This is a genomic window from Sphingomonas sp. S1-29 (assembly GCF_026167545.1).
GTDB lineage: Bacteria > Pseudomonadota > Alphaproteobacteria > Sphingomonadales > Sphingomonadaceae > Sphingomonas.
In genome coordinates, this window is record NZ_CP110678.1 from 575,464 (window position 1) to 588,539 (window position 13,076).

A 13,076-nucleotide genomic window follows, 5' to 3' on the forward strand; every position below is an offset into this window, starting at 1 on the left:
GGGGCGTAAGGGTGCAGGTCGATTTCTATCATCTGACGCTTACGCCGCTCGCGCGCGCGCTGCCGCAGATCGCGCAGAAGGTGCTCGGCAGCGGGCAGCGGCTGCTGATCGTGTCGGACAGCGAAGAACAGCGCGGCGCGATCGACCGGCTGCTGTGGACTTATGCCGCCGACAGCTTCCTGCCGCACGCCTGCGCGGGATCGGGCGATGACACGGTGCAGCCGATTCTGATCGCGTCCGCGCCGGCACCTGCCAACGCCGCGCGGATGATCGCGCTGATCGACGGCACCTGGCGCGACGAGGCGCTGGCGTTCGAGCGCGCGTTCCATTTCTTCGACGACGACGCGATCCATCCCGCCCGCGCCGCGTGGAAGGGATTGGCCGAGCGCGAGGGTGTCGATCGGCGATATTGGAAGCAGACCGAAAGCGGCTGGGAACAGGCCGCCTGAGTGCGCTTGCATCGCTACCTGTGCCCGACTAAGGCGCGGCCATTCCATTCACGCCTTATAGCAGGAGCCGAACGGCCATGGCCGCGACCCGCACATTTTCGATCATCAAGCCCGATGCCACCCGCCGCAACCTGACGGGTGCGGTCACCAAGATGCTCGAGGAAGCCGGCCTGCGCGTCGTCGCTTCGAAGCGCATCCAGATGACCCGCGAACAGGCCGAGGGCTTTTACGGCGTCCATCGCGAACGCCCGTTCTTCAACGACCTGGTCGAGTTCATGATCTCGGGTCCCGTGGTCGTCCAGGTTCTCGAAGGCGAGAACGCGGTCCAGGCCAACCGCGACATCATGGGCGCGACCAACCCCGCGAATGCCGATGCCGGCACGATCCGCAAGGAACTCGCCGAATCGATCGAAGCCAACAGCGTCCACGGCTCGGACAGCGAAGAAAATGCCGCGACCGAAATCGCGTTCTTCTTCAAGCCCGAAGAGATCGTCGGCTAATCCAAGGCGATTGCCGAAGTGGCAGTAGGCGCTAGCGCCTGCTGCCACTCGTGGTAAGTACGGCGTTCGCCTTTAACCTTCCATTCCGATCGCCCATTGCTGTTGCGATCTAGTACTACCGCTGCTGCTGCCGACGGGCTTTTGAAACTATAGGGTCTCACGAAACTATACTTTCCATCGGGCTGCATCACCAGAACGCCTAGGTTGATAAGATTCTCTTTTAAGCCTGCGTAACTCTGTTGGACATAGCCGGTGTTACCGAGCGCCTGAGATCCTTCCAATACAACGAACTCACCGTCTTCTTCGACAGCCTCCGCCGAAACACCTGACTTGTGGCGGATTTCGAATTTGGTATCGAAAGCTGTTCGCTGTTCTGGCGGCGTATTTACGTACGCCACCGCGCGTGGTTGAGGCTTGAGCAGATCCAGCCCGATAACTGGCAGGATGATCTTCAGGTTCGCTAAAAACTGCTCCATGTTTGCCTGATCTGCTTCGGGCAGACGGCGCCGTTGCCCTGCCGGGCTGGTGCCGTTGTCCAAAGTCACCCGGTTGGCAACGAGCGCCATTTCGATAAGTCGGGCTTCCAGATACTCCACATGCCCCTTCGACAGGTCATCATCGCTGGTTGTAACGGCGATTGCCGTTTCCCAAAAGTCTCGCTGCTGAGCGCTTTGTTTAATGCGTTCGCGGACACTATTGGCCGAGCCAATATATACCCGGAGTCCGCCGACCGCGTCGGTGTCTGGCCCTGCCAAGATATAAATGCCCGTCCGATCTAGCTCTGCTCTGCTGGTCAGGGCACTGAATGTCGCGCCTGTTGCGACGAAGGTGAGACCTGTCCAACCATGGATCGTAGCTTTACGGAGCCCATTGGCAGTGCCGCCCACTAGAAACAGCTGAATCGTTCGACCGAATTGTTCTTCGTTCATATGAGTCAGAACTCCGCTGCTACGTCCATCAGCTTGGTCAGCCGCTTGGGCGCGACGCTGCGCCAGCTGCGGCCGAGCCAGTCGGCGATATGGTCCCAATCGGTGCGACCGGTATCGAGGCGGATCGCGATCCAGCCCGAGGGCGCGTAGAATTTGGGCAGATAATATAGCTCGGGGTCCTGGTCGACGAGCGCCGCCTGCTCGTCGGCGCCGCTGGTCTTGACCAGCAACGCGATCGCGTCCTCGCCATGACGATGGATGGAGACATAGGCGAAATATTTGCCCGTCTTCTCGCCGCCTACCCGCCAGCCGGGGGCGCCATGTGAGGGCCGCGCGTCGGTTTCGGGCAGCGCGAGCGCGAGTTCGCCAACCTTGGCGACGATCCAGTCAGGGTCGGCCTCTCGCGACACATAGTCGCTGAGGGTCCGCGCATATAGCTGATGCTCGGCGATCAGCACGCGCGCGGCCAGCGTATCGGTGGTGTCGCCGGGCTGGATCGCGACCGCGCACTGCCCCAGCACCGGCCCGTCGTCGAGCTCGGCGGTCACCAGATGCACGCTGCATCCCGCCAGCGCATCGCCCGCGTCGAGCGCGCGCTGGTGCGTATGCAATCCCTTGTACTTGGGCAGCAGCGAGGGATGGATGTTGAGCATCCGCCCCTCCCACTTGCGAACGAAGCCGGGCGTGAGGATGCGCATATAACCCGCAAGCGCGACATGATCGGCCCCGCTCGCGCGGATCGCCGCGTCCATCGCGGCGTCGTGGCCGTCGCGGTCCATTCCCTTGTGCGAAAGCGCAAAGGTGGCAACACCCTCCGCAGAGGCCAGCTTCAGCCCCGCCGCGTCGGGATTGTTCGATGCGACCAGAACCACCTCATAGGGGCAGGCGGGTGCGCGCGACGCATAGAGCAACGCCGCCATATTGGTGCCGCTGCCCGAAATCAGGATCGCGACGCGGGCCTTATCCCGCATGAGTCGCAGTCCACGCGGCGCGCGCGCTCCAGGTTTCGACCGATCCGGCGACGGTGCAGCCCTTGTCGCCCGCTTCGATACGACCGATCCGGTGGACCGTTTCGCCAGCGGCTTCCAGCTCGGCGCGAACCGCGTCGGCCTCATCCGCGGCGACGATCGCCACCATCCCGATCCCGCAGTTGAAGGTGCGCGCGAGTTCTTCGGGCTCGATTCGCCCTTGTGCCTGCAGGAACGCCATCAGCCGCGGCAGCGGCCAGCTATCGGCGTCGATCATCGCATGGCAGCCTTCGGGCAGCACCCGCGGGACGTTCTCGAGCAAGCCACCGCCGGTGATATGCGCCAGGCCATGGATCCGGCGCGCGCGCAGCAGCGGCAACAGGCTGGCGACATAAATCCGGGTGGGGGCCATCAGCGCGTCGATCAGCAGCACGTCCTGATCGAACAGCGACGGACGATCCATCTTCCACCCGCGATCGGCGGCGAGCCGGCGCACCAGCGAATAACCGTTCGAATGCACCCCCGCCGAGCCGAGCCCGAGGATGACGTCGCCGGGCGCCACCGCGCTCCCGTCGAGCAGTGCCTCGCGTTCGACCGCACCGACGCAGAAGCCCGCCAGGTCGTAGTCGCCATCGGCATACATGCCGGGCATTTCGGCGGTTTCGCCGCCGATCAGCGCGCATCCGGCCTGGCGGCATCCTTCGGCGATCCCCGCGATCACGCGCTCGGCAACCGCGTTGTCGAGCTTTCCGCTCGCATAGTAATCGAGGAAGAAGAGCGGCTCGGCACCCTGGACGATCAGGTCGTTCGCGCACATCGCCACCAGGTCTATCCCGACCCCATCGTGGCGGTCATGCTCGATCGCGAGCTTCAGCTTGGTGCCGACGCCGTCGTTCGCCGCCACCAGCAGCGGATCGGTGAACCCCGCCGCCTTGAGGTCGAACACGCCGCCGAAGCCGCCCAGCGACGCATCGGCACCCGGCCGCCGCGTTGCCTTGGCCAACGGCGCAATCGCGCGCACCAAGGCGTTGCCCGCGGCGATCGACACGCCTGCTTGTGCGTAGGTATAGGAGCCGCCGCTCCGATCGGAATCGCTCATCGAACAGCGCCTAGCCATATCGCCCTTGGATTTCCACGTCCGCTTCGCCAAAAGGGCGCCGATATGCGCAAGCCATCGATTTCCCTCGCTCTCCGCCTCGGTGCGGGCCTTGCCCTGATCTGGGCGGGCGGGTTCGCGCTCGCGCAGATCGAGGGCAGCCGCGGCGCGGCGCCGATCGACAGTTCGGGAAGCTTCGAAGTGTCGGGGGTCGCGGTCGACGTCGTCGCCGGCAATGCCGAGGCGGCGCGGCTGGGCGGCTGGCGGCTGGCGCAGCGCAAGGGCTGGGCGCAGCTGTCGCAACGGCTGACCGGGCGCAACGGATCGCTATCCGATTCGGCGCTCGATTCGCTGGTGACCGGAATCATCGTCGAAAACGAGCAGATCGGCCCCAAGCGCTACATCGCCAAGCTCGGCATCCTGTTCAACCGCGCGCGCGCAGCGCAGATCCTGGGCGTGTCGAACAGCCTGGTGCGCTCGCCGCCGATGCTGGTGATGCCGATCGTATGGTCGGGCGGGGTCGGCACGACCTTCGATGCCGCGACGCCGTGGCAGGCCGCGTGGGCCCGCTTCCGGACGGGCAACAGCTCGGTCGATTATATCCGCCCCGCGGGGAGCGGTCCCGATTCGCTGCTGCTCAATGCGGGCCAGCAGGAACGGCCGGGTCGCGGCTGGTGGCGGACGATCCTCGATCAATATGGCGCCGACGATGTGCTGTTCCCCGAGGTGCGGCTGTATCGCCAATGGCCCGGCGGGCCGGTGATCGGCGCGTTCCGCGCGGGCTATGGCCCCGATAATCGCGAACTCACCCGCTTCACCCTGCGCGTCGAGAATGGCGACGGCTTGCCTGCCTTGCTCGACGCCGGCGTGAAGCGGATGGACGAGGCCTATCAGGCCGGGCTCCGCAGCGGCATGCTGCAGCCCGACGCCTTGCTGCGAATCAGTCCGCCCGACCCCAACGCGGTCGTCGCGCCGACCGAAACGATCGCGCCGGTCGATCTCGAGGGGCTGTTCGAAACGCCCACCGCTACCGCGACGACGTTCAGCATCCAGTTCGATACCCCCTCGGCGGCGGCGGTCGCGTCCTCCGAGGCGGCGCTGCGCGGCATTCCCGGCGTGCAGTCGGCGATCACCGGCAGCCTGGCGCTGGGCGGGGTATCGGTGATGCGGGTCAATTATGACGGCAGCGCCGAGGGGCTGGCGGCGGCGCTCGCCGCGCGCGGGTGGGACGTCGACCAAAGCGGCACCACCTTGCGGATTCGGCGCGCGCCGGCAGCGGCGCCAACGCCCGTGGCACCTCCGGCCCCGGCGGAGGCGGCGGAGGACGAATGACCCAGCTTCGCCTGCCGCTCCAACGACCCGAGGGAGCGCGCAAGGACGAGTTCATCGTCGGCGACGCCAATGCCCGCGTCGTCCACCATCTCGAACATTGGGGCACCTGGCCGGTCATGGCGGCGTTGCTGGTCGGTCCGCGCAAATCGGGCCGCAGCCTGTTGGCGCGGCTGTTCACGAAGCGCGCGGGCGGGCAGATAATCGACGACGCCGAGCGCGCGTCTGAAACCGCGATCTTCCACGCCTGGAACCTGGCGCAGGCCGATCACAAGCCGCTGCTGCTCGTCGCCGATTTCGCGCCCCCCGAATGGAGCGTGCGGCTTCCCGACCTGCGCTCGCGCCTTGCCGCCACCCCGGTATTGCGGATCGACGAACCCGATGACGGGCTGTTCGCGGCGATCCTGCGACAGCAGTTCGACCGACACGAACTCGACGTTCGGGAAGAAGCGATTGCGTGGATGCTCAAGCGCGTCGAGCGCACCTATCTGGCGCTGACGCGGATCGTCGATGCGCTCGATAACGAAGCGATGGCGCGCGACACGCGGCGGATATCGCTGCCCTTGGCCCGATCGGCCTTGCAAGCAGCGGGGCTGCTGGTCCACATGCGCGGCGAACTGGACCTGGGCGATCGCCCGGTCGCAACACCGCGCGAGGAAGCATGACCCGGCCGGTACGCCCCAATTTCGAAACGCCCGGAGTCGACATCACCGACGATGATCCCTTCGTCGCGCGCACCGGCAGCCGCTATTTCAACCGCGAATTGTCGTGGCTGGCGTTCAACCGCCGGGTGATGGAGGAAGCGCGCAACCGCGCCCACCCGCTGCTCGAACGGCTGCGCTTCCTGTCGATCTCGGGATCGAACCTCGACGAATTCTTCATGGTCCGCGTCGCCGGGCTTAAGGGCCAGCAATTGCAGGAGGTCGAGCTCCGCTCGGTCGACGGGCTGACCCCCAGCCAGCAATTGAGCGCGATCGTCGCCGATGCGAGCAACCTGGCGGACGCGCAGCAGTCGGTGTGGGACGATATCCGCGGTGACCTGACGCAGGCGGGTATCGACGTGCTCGAGCCTGGCACGATCGCCGGGCCATCGGGCGAATGGCTCGAACGGCATTTCCGCGAACAGATCTTCCCGATCCTCACCCCGCAGGCGCTCGATCCCGCGCATCCCTTCCCGTTCATCCCCAACAAGGGGTCGAGCGTCATCTTCGACCTGGTGCGCAAGTCCGACGGGCAGGCGATCCGCGAACTGGTGCTGCTGGCATCGACACTGCCGCGCTTCATCCGCCTGCCGACCGAGCCCGCGCGCTACGTCACCGTCGATGCGATGCTTAAGCGGTTCGCGCCGCTGCTGTTTCCCGGCTACGAGATCAAGGCGGCGGCGTCGTTCCGTGTGCTGCGCGACAGCGATATCGAGCTGGAGGAAGAAGCCGAGGATCTGGTCCTGTACTTCCGCACCGCGATCAAGCGGCGGCGGCGCGGGCGGGTGATCCGGCTCGAGATGGAAACCGGCATCAGCCCCGAGCTCGAAGCGGTATTGAAGGAAGAATTGGGCGGCAGCGACGCCTTGCTTACCGAAACCGGCGGCTTCCTCGGGATCGGCGATCTCGCAGCGCTGGTCGAGGAAGATCGCCCCGATCTCAAATTCCCGCCCTTCTCGCCGCGCTTCCCCGAACGCATCCGCGAATATGGCGGCGATTGCTTCGCTGCGATCAAGGCCAAGGACATCGTCGTTCACCACCCGTACGAATCCTTCGACGTGGTGCTCGCGTTCCTTAAGCAGGCGGCAGGCGATCCCGACGTCGTTGCGATCAAGCAGACGCTGTACCGCGCGGGCAAGCAATCGGCGGTGGTCAATGCGCTGATCGCCGCGGCCGAAGCAGGCAAGTCGGTGACGGCCGTCGTCGAACTGAAGGCGCGCTTCGACGAGGAGCAGAACTTGCTCTGGGCCTCGGCGCTCGAACGCGCGGGCGTCCAGGTGGTCTATGGCTTCATCGACTGGAAGACCCACGCCAAGGTGTCGATGGTGGTCCGGCGCGAGGGCAATGAATTCCGCACCTACTGCCATTTCGGCACGGGCAATTATCACCCCGTCACCGCCAAAATCTATACCGACCTGAGCTTCTTCACCGCCGATCCGCGGCTGGGGCGCGATGCCGCGAAGATCTTCAACTACATCACCGGCTATGTCGAACCTGTCGGGCTCGAACAATTGAGCATCAGCCCGCGCGACCTGCGCAATTCGCTGATCGAGCTTATCGATCGCGAGATCTCCAATGCGCGGTCGGGCAAGCCCGGCGCGATCTGGGCGAAGATGAACTCGCTCGTCGACCCCGCGGTGATCGAGAAATTGTACGAAGCAAGCGGGGCAGGGGTCGAGATCGACCTGATCATCCGCGGCATCTGCTGCCTGCGCCCCGGCGTCGTTGGCATGTCCGACCATATTCGGGTGAAGTCGGTGGTCGGGCGCTTCCTCGAACACAGCCGCATCTGGGCGTTCGGCAACGGCAAGGCGCTGCCCAATGACGGCGCGCGGCTGTATATTTCTTCGGCCGACTGGATGCCGCGCAACCTCGATCGGCGAGTCGAATATATGCTGCCGATCCTCAATCCGACCGTCCACGACCAGATTCTCGACCAGGTGATGGTCGCCAATCTGCTCGACACCGAACAAAGCTGGGAGCTGCAGCCCGATGGCCAATATGAGCGCGACGAACCCGGCACGCGGCCGTTCAACCTGCATCGCTACTTCATGACCAACCCATCACTGTCGGGCCGCGGTGCCGCGTTGTCGGCGCGCGAGGCGGTGCCCAAATTGTCGCTGCGGCGCCGGCGGACCCCCGCCGGCGACGGCGGCGCGGCGTGAGCCTCTTCTTCCGCAAACCGCACGCCGAGGCGCGCACCGAGCGCAAGCGCACCGCGATCATCGACATCGGCTCGAACTCGATCCGCCTGGTCGTCTATGAAGGCCCGCCGCGGCTGCCCGCGACCTTGTTCAACGAAAAGGTAATGGCGGGACTCGGGCGCGGGCTTGCCGAGACCGGGCGGATTTCGGACGAGGGGCTGGCGGTCGCCCGCCCAGCGCTCGCGCGCTTCGCGATGCTGGCGCGCGAGATGGACGTGACCGAAGTCCGCACCGTCGCCACCGCAGCGGTGCGTGACGCGAGCAACGGCGGCGAGTTGATCGCGATGGCCAAGCGGTCGGGGCTGAGCGTCGAGATCCTGTCGGGCGAAGAAGAAGCGATGGCGGCGGGACATGGGGTCCTGTCGGCGATCCCCGATGCCGACGGCATCGTCGGCGACTTGGGTGGCGGCAGCCTCGAGCTGGTGCGCGTCCGCGGCGGCACGATCCACGAACGCGTGTCGTTCCCGCTCGGGGTGCTGCGCATCGGCGCGCTGCGCGACCAGGGCAAGGGCGTGCTCGACCGCAACATCGCGCAGCACCTTCGTGAATCGGGTTGGACCGGGAAGGGCGTCGATCTACCGCTCTATCTGGTCGGCGGATCGTGGCGTGCGCTGGCGCGGCTCGACATGTATCGCACCGGCTATCCGCTGCCGGTGATCCACGGCTATACGATGAGCGCCGACACGATCGCGCGGATCATCCGGACGCTCGGCCATCTTTCCAAGGGGAAATTGCGCGCGATCCCCAATTTGTCGAGCGGACGGATCCCGACGATGCGCGATGCGGCTTCGGTACTGAGCTCGCTGATGCGGCATCTGGGGACCACCGAGGCGGTCGCCTCGGCCTATGGGCTGCGCGAGGGGCTGTTGTTCCAAGGCCTCGATGCCGAAACCCAGGCGCAAGACCCGCTGATCGCCGCCGCGCGCGCAGAGGGGCAACGGCTGGGCCGTTTTCCCGAGCATGGCGACCTGCTCGATCGCTGGATCGCGCCTTTGTTCGGTGACGAGGACGAAGCGCTCGCGCGGTTGCGCCACGCTGCGTGCCTGCTCGCCGATGTCGCCTGGCTCGCAAACCCCGACTTCCGCGCCGAGCGCGGGCTCGAGGTCGCGCTGCACGGCAATTGGGTGGCGATCGATGCGCATGGTCGCGCCTTGCTGGCGCAGGCGCTGTTCACCTGTTTCGGCGGCGGCACCGAATCGCCCGATCCATTGGTGCGCCTGGCCGATCCCGACGCGCTAGAGACCGCGATGCGCTGGGGGCTGGCGATGCGGTTGGGCCAGCGGCTGAGCGGCGGCGTCGCATCGCCGCTGCATTCGAGCGCGCTGGTGCAGACCGCGACCGCGCTCGAACTACGGCTCGAAGACGGCGCAGGCGACCTTTACGGCGAAGCGGTCGAGCGCCGCCATAAGGCGCTCGCATCGGTATTCGACCTGACCGCGGCGTGCGTCAGCGGCGGGTCGGTCAGCCGCAGCTGAGCTTCACGATCCGGTCGAGTTCGCCGACCTCGACGTTCAGCCGGTCGCTGCGAAAGTCCATCGTCAGCGCCGACCCGGTTTGGTAGCGGCGCACGGTGCGTGCACCCGATTGCTGCCGCGCGCGTTCGACCAGGGCAGGGGTAGCGCGCTCACCGACCAAGCCGATCATCTTGCTCACGTCGCACTCGGTACCAGGGGCCGCCGGCGCTGTCACGGGTGGCTGGGTCGGCGCGCAACCGACGCAGCCGAGCAGCAGCAAGGGAAACAGACGGGTCATTCGGCATCCTCCGCGCGAGTCATCTTCAACTTGCCGCCCTTCACCGCAAAGGCAAGATGCCCCTCGACCAGCGCGAGCGCGTCGCGGCCGAATTGTTCGAACCGCCAGCCTTCGAGGATCGAGAGCCCTTCGCGTTGGCCGCCGGCCAAGGCCTCGAGATCGTCGCTGCGCGCGAGCAACTTCGAGGCGACGTTGATGTCGCGCGATCGGATCTTGAGCAGCAGCTTCAGCAGGTCGGCGACCAGCGCGCCATCCTTGCCCATGCCATTCTTGCGATCGTCGCGCCCGGGCATTTCGTCGGCGGGCATCGGCACCGCCGATTCGATCGCCGCCATCAGCCGCGCGCCGATGTCGTTGCCGCCCCAGGTCGCCGAAAGCCCGCGGACGCGCGAAAGGTCGCTTTGCTTGCGCGGCGGATTGCCTGCCAGATCGGCGATCGTCTCGTCCTTGACGATCCGTCCGCGCGGCAGATCCTTTGCCTGCGCCTCGATCTCGCGCCACTTCGCTAGCGCCTTGAGCCGGCCGAGCACTTCGGGCTTGCGACTGGCAATCCGCACCCGCCGCCAAACGTCATTAGGATCGTTGAAGTAGTTCGACGGATCGGCCAGGCGCTCCATCTCCTCGTCGAGCCACAGTCCGCGGCCGGTCTTGCGGAGCTTTTCGAGCATCTTGGGGAAGATTTCGGCAAGGTGGGTCACGTCGGCGATCGCATAGTCGATCTGCCGCGCATCGAGCGGGCGGCGCGACCAGTCGGTGAAGCGCGCGCCTTTGTCGACGGTGATGCCGAGATAGCTGTCGACCAGGTTCGAATAGCCGATCTGCTCGCCTTGCCCCAGCGCCATCGCCGCGACCTGGGTGTCGAACAGCGGGTGCGGGGTCTTGCCGGTGAGGTTGTAGACGATCTCGATATCCTGCCCGCCGGCGTGGAAGACCTTCAGCACGTCCTGATTCTCGGTCAGCAGGTCGAGCAGCGGCTTCATGTCGATCCCGGGCTGCATCGGATCGATCGCCGCGGCTTCGTTCGCGTCGGCGATCTGGATCAGGCAGAGCTCGGGCCAATAGCTGTTTTCGCGCATGAACTCGGTATCGACCACCACATAGGGCGACTGCGCCAGGCGGTGGCAGAGATTGGCGATGGCGGCGTTGTCGTCGATAAGACCATGAATGTGCATCGGGCCCCCATAGCGAGGTCTGCCGGGTTGACAAAGTGGGGGTGGAAGGGAAAGCGCGGCCACCACGGAATTATCCGTCACCCGGGCGAAAGCTGGGGTCTCGTGCCACCGGCGTCGTGCTCGCGGCGCGAGACCCCAGGCTTTGCCGGGGTGACGAAAAACGGAAGAACAGCCATGCACGCCTATCGCACGCACCATTGCGGTGCCCTTCGCGCCGAAGATGTCGGACAGGAAGTCCGCGTATCGGGTTGGGTCCACAAGAAGCGCGACCATGGCGACCTGGTGTTCGTCGATCTGCGCGATCATTATGGCATCACCCAGATCGTCACCGAAGTCGACGGCCCAGCCTTCGCGGTAATCGAATCGCTGCGTAGTGAATCGGTGGTGACGATCACCGGCAAGGTGGTCGCGCGCTCGCCCGAGGCGGTGAACCCCAATCTGCCGACCGGCGCGATCGAGGTTCGCGCGGTCGATGCCACGGTCCAGAGCATGGCGCACGACCTGCCGCTGCCGGTATCTGCCGAGGCCGATTATCCCGAGGATATCCGCCTTCGCTATCGCTTCTTGGATCTGCGCCGGGAGCGAATCCACGCTAACATCATGCTGCGCTCGAACGTGATCGCTTCGCTGCGCAACCGGATGATCGGCCAGGGCTTCACCGAGTTCCAGACGCCGATCCTGACCGCGTCTTCCCCTGAGGGCGCGCGCGACTATCTGGTTCCCAGCCGTGTCCATCCGGGCAAATTCTACGCGCTGCCGCAGGCGCCGCAGATGTTCAAGCAGCTGCTCATGGTTGCGGGTTTCGACCGCTATTTCCAGATCGCGCCCTGCTTTCGCGACGAGGACGCGCGCGCCGACCGCAGCCCAGGCGAATTCTACCAGCTCGACTTCGAGATGAGCTTCGTCACGCAGGAAGACGTGTTCCAGGCGATCGAGCCGGTGCTGCACGGCGTGTTCGAGGAATTCGCCGACTGGCAGGGCCGGGGCCGCCAGGTATCGCCGCTGCCGTTCGCGCGCATTCCCTATCGTGAATCGATGCTGAAATATGGCAGCGACAAGCCCGACCTTCGCAACCCGATCGTCATCACCGACGTGACCGACCATTTCCGCGGGAGCGGCTTCGGGCTGTTCGACCGGATCGTCGAAGGCGGCGGCGTCGTGCGTGCGATCCCCGCGCCGAACACCGCGGGCAAGAGCCGCAAATTCTTCGACGACCTCAACGATTGGGCGCGCAGCGAAGGCCATGCGGGGCTTGGCTACATCACCCAGAAGGGCGGCGAGTTCGGCGGGCCGATCGCCAAGAATCACGGCGAGGAAGCGACGCGCAAGCTCGTCGAGGCGCTAGGCCTCGGCCCCGATGACGGCATCGTCTTCGCTGCGGGCAAGGAATTGCAGGCGGCCAAGCTCGCGGGCGCAGCGCGTACCCGGATCGGCGAGCAGCTCGAGCTGATCGACCAGAACCGCTTCGAATTCTGCTGGATCGTCGACTTTCCGATGTTCGAATATGACGAGGACGCCAAGAAGGTCGATTTCAGCCACAACCCCTTCAGCATGCCGCAGGGCGAGATGGCCGCGCTCGAGGGCAAGGACCCGCTCGATATTCTGGCGTACCAGTATGACATCGTCTGCAATGGCGTTGAGCTGTCGTCGGGCGCGATCCGGAACCACAAGCCCGAGATCATGTACAAGGCGTTCGAGATCGCCGGCTATTCGCAGGAAGATGTCGATCGCGATTTCGCAGGGATGATCAACGCCTTCAAGTGCGGCGCACCGCCGCATGGCGGCTCGGCGCCGGGGATCGACCGGATGGTGATGCTGCTGGCGGGCGAGCCCAATATCCGCGAAGTCGTGCTGTTCCCGATGAACCAGCGCGCCGAAGATCTGATGATGAGCGCGCCGTCGGCGGTGTCGCCCAAGCAGCTTCGCGAACTCAACATCCGCGTGGTCGAGCCAGCGCCCAAGCCGTGATCCCATTC

At 65.6% G+C, this 13,076-nt stretch carries 12 protein-coding genes; 7 read left to right on the forward strand and 5 right to left on the reverse strand.

Annotated features, from left to right (window positions below; all coding sequences use genetic code 11):
- Positions 1-11 precede the first annotated feature (11 nt).
- Both OKW76_RS02650 and ndk read left to right on the forward strand, forming a co-directional pair.
- Positions 12-449, forward strand: coding sequence for a DNA polymerase III subunit chi (locus OKW76_RS02650; RefSeq protein WP_265550897.1), 438 nt, complete (start codon positions 12-14; stop codon positions 447-449).
- A gap of 77 nt (positions 450-526) precedes the next feature.
- Positions 527-949: a nucleoside-diphosphate kinase gene (ndk, locus tag OKW76_RS02655; RefSeq protein ID WP_265550899.1), complete on the forward strand. Its 423-nt coding sequence runs from the start codon at positions 527-529 to the stop codon at positions 947-949.
- Here ndk and OKW76_RS02660 read toward each other — a convergent pair.
- Genes OKW76_RS02660 through purM form a run of 3 tightly spaced genes read right to left on the reverse strand, consistent with a single transcriptional unit; the run spans position 946 to position 3,945 of the window.
- Complete coding sequence (locus OKW76_RS02660; protein ID WP_265550901.1) at positions 946-1,878, reverse strand: GIY-YIG nuclease family protein; 933 nt, start codon at positions 1,876-1,878, stop codon at positions 946-948. The genes ndk and OKW76_RS02660 overlap by 4 nt on opposite strands.
- 5 nt (positions 1,879-1,883) lie before the next feature.
- The gene (purN, locus tag OKW76_RS02665; RefSeq protein ID WP_265550903.1) at positions 1,884-2,849 is read right to left on the reverse strand and encodes a phosphoribosylglycinamide formyltransferase; all 966 of its coding nucleotides are present in this window, start codon (positions 2,847-2,849) and stop codon (positions 1,884-1,886) included.
- The gene (gene purM / locus OKW76_RS02670; protein ID WP_265550906.1) at positions 2,839-3,945 is read right to left on the reverse strand and encodes a phosphoribosylformylglycinamidine cyclo-ligase; all 1,107 of its coding nucleotides are present in this window, start codon (positions 3,943-3,945) and stop codon (positions 2,839-2,841) included. Before purM ends, purN begins: the two co-directional genes overlap by 11 nt.
- A gap of 63 nt (positions 3,946-4,008) precedes the next feature.
- Here purM and OKW76_RS02675 point away from each other — a divergent pair, with 63 nt between their 5' ends.
- Genes OKW76_RS02675 through OKW76_RS02690 form a run of 4 tightly spaced genes read left to right on the forward strand, consistent with a single transcriptional unit; the run spans position 4,009 to position 9,651 of the window.
- Positions 4,009-5,274 carry a heavy-metal-associated domain-containing protein gene (locus tag OKW76_RS02675; RefSeq protein WP_265550907.1) on the forward strand — a complete coding sequence of 422 codons (1,266 nt, stop codon included), beginning with the start codon at positions 4,009-4,011 and terminating at the stop codon, positions 5,272-5,274.
- Positions 5,271-5,936 carry an HdaA/DnaA family protein gene (locus OKW76_RS02680; RefSeq protein WP_265550909.1) on the forward strand — a complete coding sequence of 222 codons (666 nt, stop codon included), beginning with the start codon at positions 5,271-5,273 and terminating at the stop codon, positions 5,934-5,936. Before OKW76_RS02675 ends, OKW76_RS02680 begins: the two co-directional genes overlap by 4 nt.
- Positions 5,933-8,137: an RNA degradosome polyphosphate kinase gene (locus OKW76_RS02685; protein WP_265550911.1), complete on the forward strand. Its 2,205-nt coding sequence runs from the start codon at positions 5,933-5,935 to the stop codon at positions 8,135-8,137. The genes OKW76_RS02680 and OKW76_RS02685 overlap by 4 nt, the downstream gene beginning before the upstream one ends.
- Positions 8,134-9,651, forward strand: a complete 1,518-nt coding sequence (locus OKW76_RS02690) for a Ppx/GppA family phosphatase (RefSeq protein WP_265550913.1) — start codon at positions 8,134-8,136, stop codon at positions 9,649-9,651. Before OKW76_RS02685 ends, OKW76_RS02690 begins: the two co-directional genes overlap by 4 nt.
- On the opposite strand, the gene OKW76_RS02695 is transcribed toward OKW76_RS02690, so the two are convergent.
- Together OKW76_RS02695 and rnd are read right to left on the reverse strand one after the other, a co-directional pair.
- The gene (locus OKW76_RS02695; protein ID WP_265550915.1) at positions 9,638-9,928 is read right to left on the reverse strand and encodes an I78 family peptidase inhibitor; all 291 of its coding nucleotides are present in this window, start codon (positions 9,926-9,928) and stop codon (positions 9,638-9,640) included. The genes OKW76_RS02690 and OKW76_RS02695 overlap by 14 nt on opposite strands.
- A complete protein-coding gene (gene rnd / locus OKW76_RS02700; protein WP_265550918.1) occupies positions 9,925-11,100 on the reverse strand; it encodes a ribonuclease D in 1,176 nt (391 codons plus the stop codon). The genes OKW76_RS02695 and rnd overlap by 4 nt, the downstream gene beginning before the upstream one ends.
- Before the next feature lie 174 nt (positions 11,101-11,274).
- Between rnd and aspS the strand changes: the two genes are divergently transcribed.
- The gene (aspS, locus tag OKW76_RS02705) at positions 11,275-13,068 is read left to right on the forward strand and encodes an aspartate--tRNA ligase (RefSeq protein ID WP_265550921.1); all 1,794 of its coding nucleotides are present in this window, start codon (positions 11,275-11,277) and stop codon (positions 13,066-13,068) included.
- Positions 13,069-13,076 lie beyond the last annotated feature (8 nt).

What these genes read in the sequence shown, in the direction of transcription:
- ndk (WP_265550899.1), top strand. Translation starts at nt 527, where the DNA reads ATGGCCGCGACCCGCACATTTTCGATCATCAAGCCCGATGCCACCCGC.
- OKW76_RS02660 (WP_265550901.1), bottom strand. Translation starts at nt 1,878, where the DNA reads ATGAACGAAGAACAATTCGGTCGAACGATTCAGCTGTTTCTAGTGGGC.
- purN (WP_265550903.1), bottom strand. Translation starts at nt 2,849, where the DNA reads ATGCGGGATAAGGCCCGCGTCGCGATCCTGATTTCGGGCAGCGGCACC.
- purM (WP_265550906.1), bottom strand. Translation starts at nt 3,945, where the DNA reads ATGAGCGATTCCGATCGGAGCGGCGGCTCCTATACCTACGCACAAGCA.
- OKW76_RS02675 (WP_265550907.1), top strand. Translation starts at nt 4,009, where the DNA reads ATGCGCAAGCCATCGATTTCCCTCGCTCTCCGCCTCGGTGCGGGCCTT.
- OKW76_RS02680 (WP_265550909.1), top strand. Translation starts at nt 5,271, where the DNA reads ATGACCCAGCTTCGCCTGCCGCTCCAACGACCCGAGGGAGCGCGCAAG.
- OKW76_RS02685 (WP_265550911.1), top strand. Translation starts at nt 5,933, where the DNA reads ATGACCCGGCCGGTACGCCCCAATTTCGAAACGCCCGGAGTCGACATC.
- OKW76_RS02695 (WP_265550915.1), bottom strand. Translation starts at nt 9,928, where the DNA reads ATGACCCGTCTGTTTCCCTTGCTGCTGCTCGGCTGCGTCGGTTGCGCG.
- rnd (WP_265550918.1), bottom strand. Translation starts at nt 11,100, where the DNA reads ATGCACATTCATGGTCTTATCGACGACAACGCCGCCATCGCCAATCTC.
- aspS (WP_265550921.1), top strand. Translation starts at nt 11,275, where the DNA reads ATGCACGCCTATCGCACGCACCATTGCGGTGCCCTTCGCGCCGAAGAT.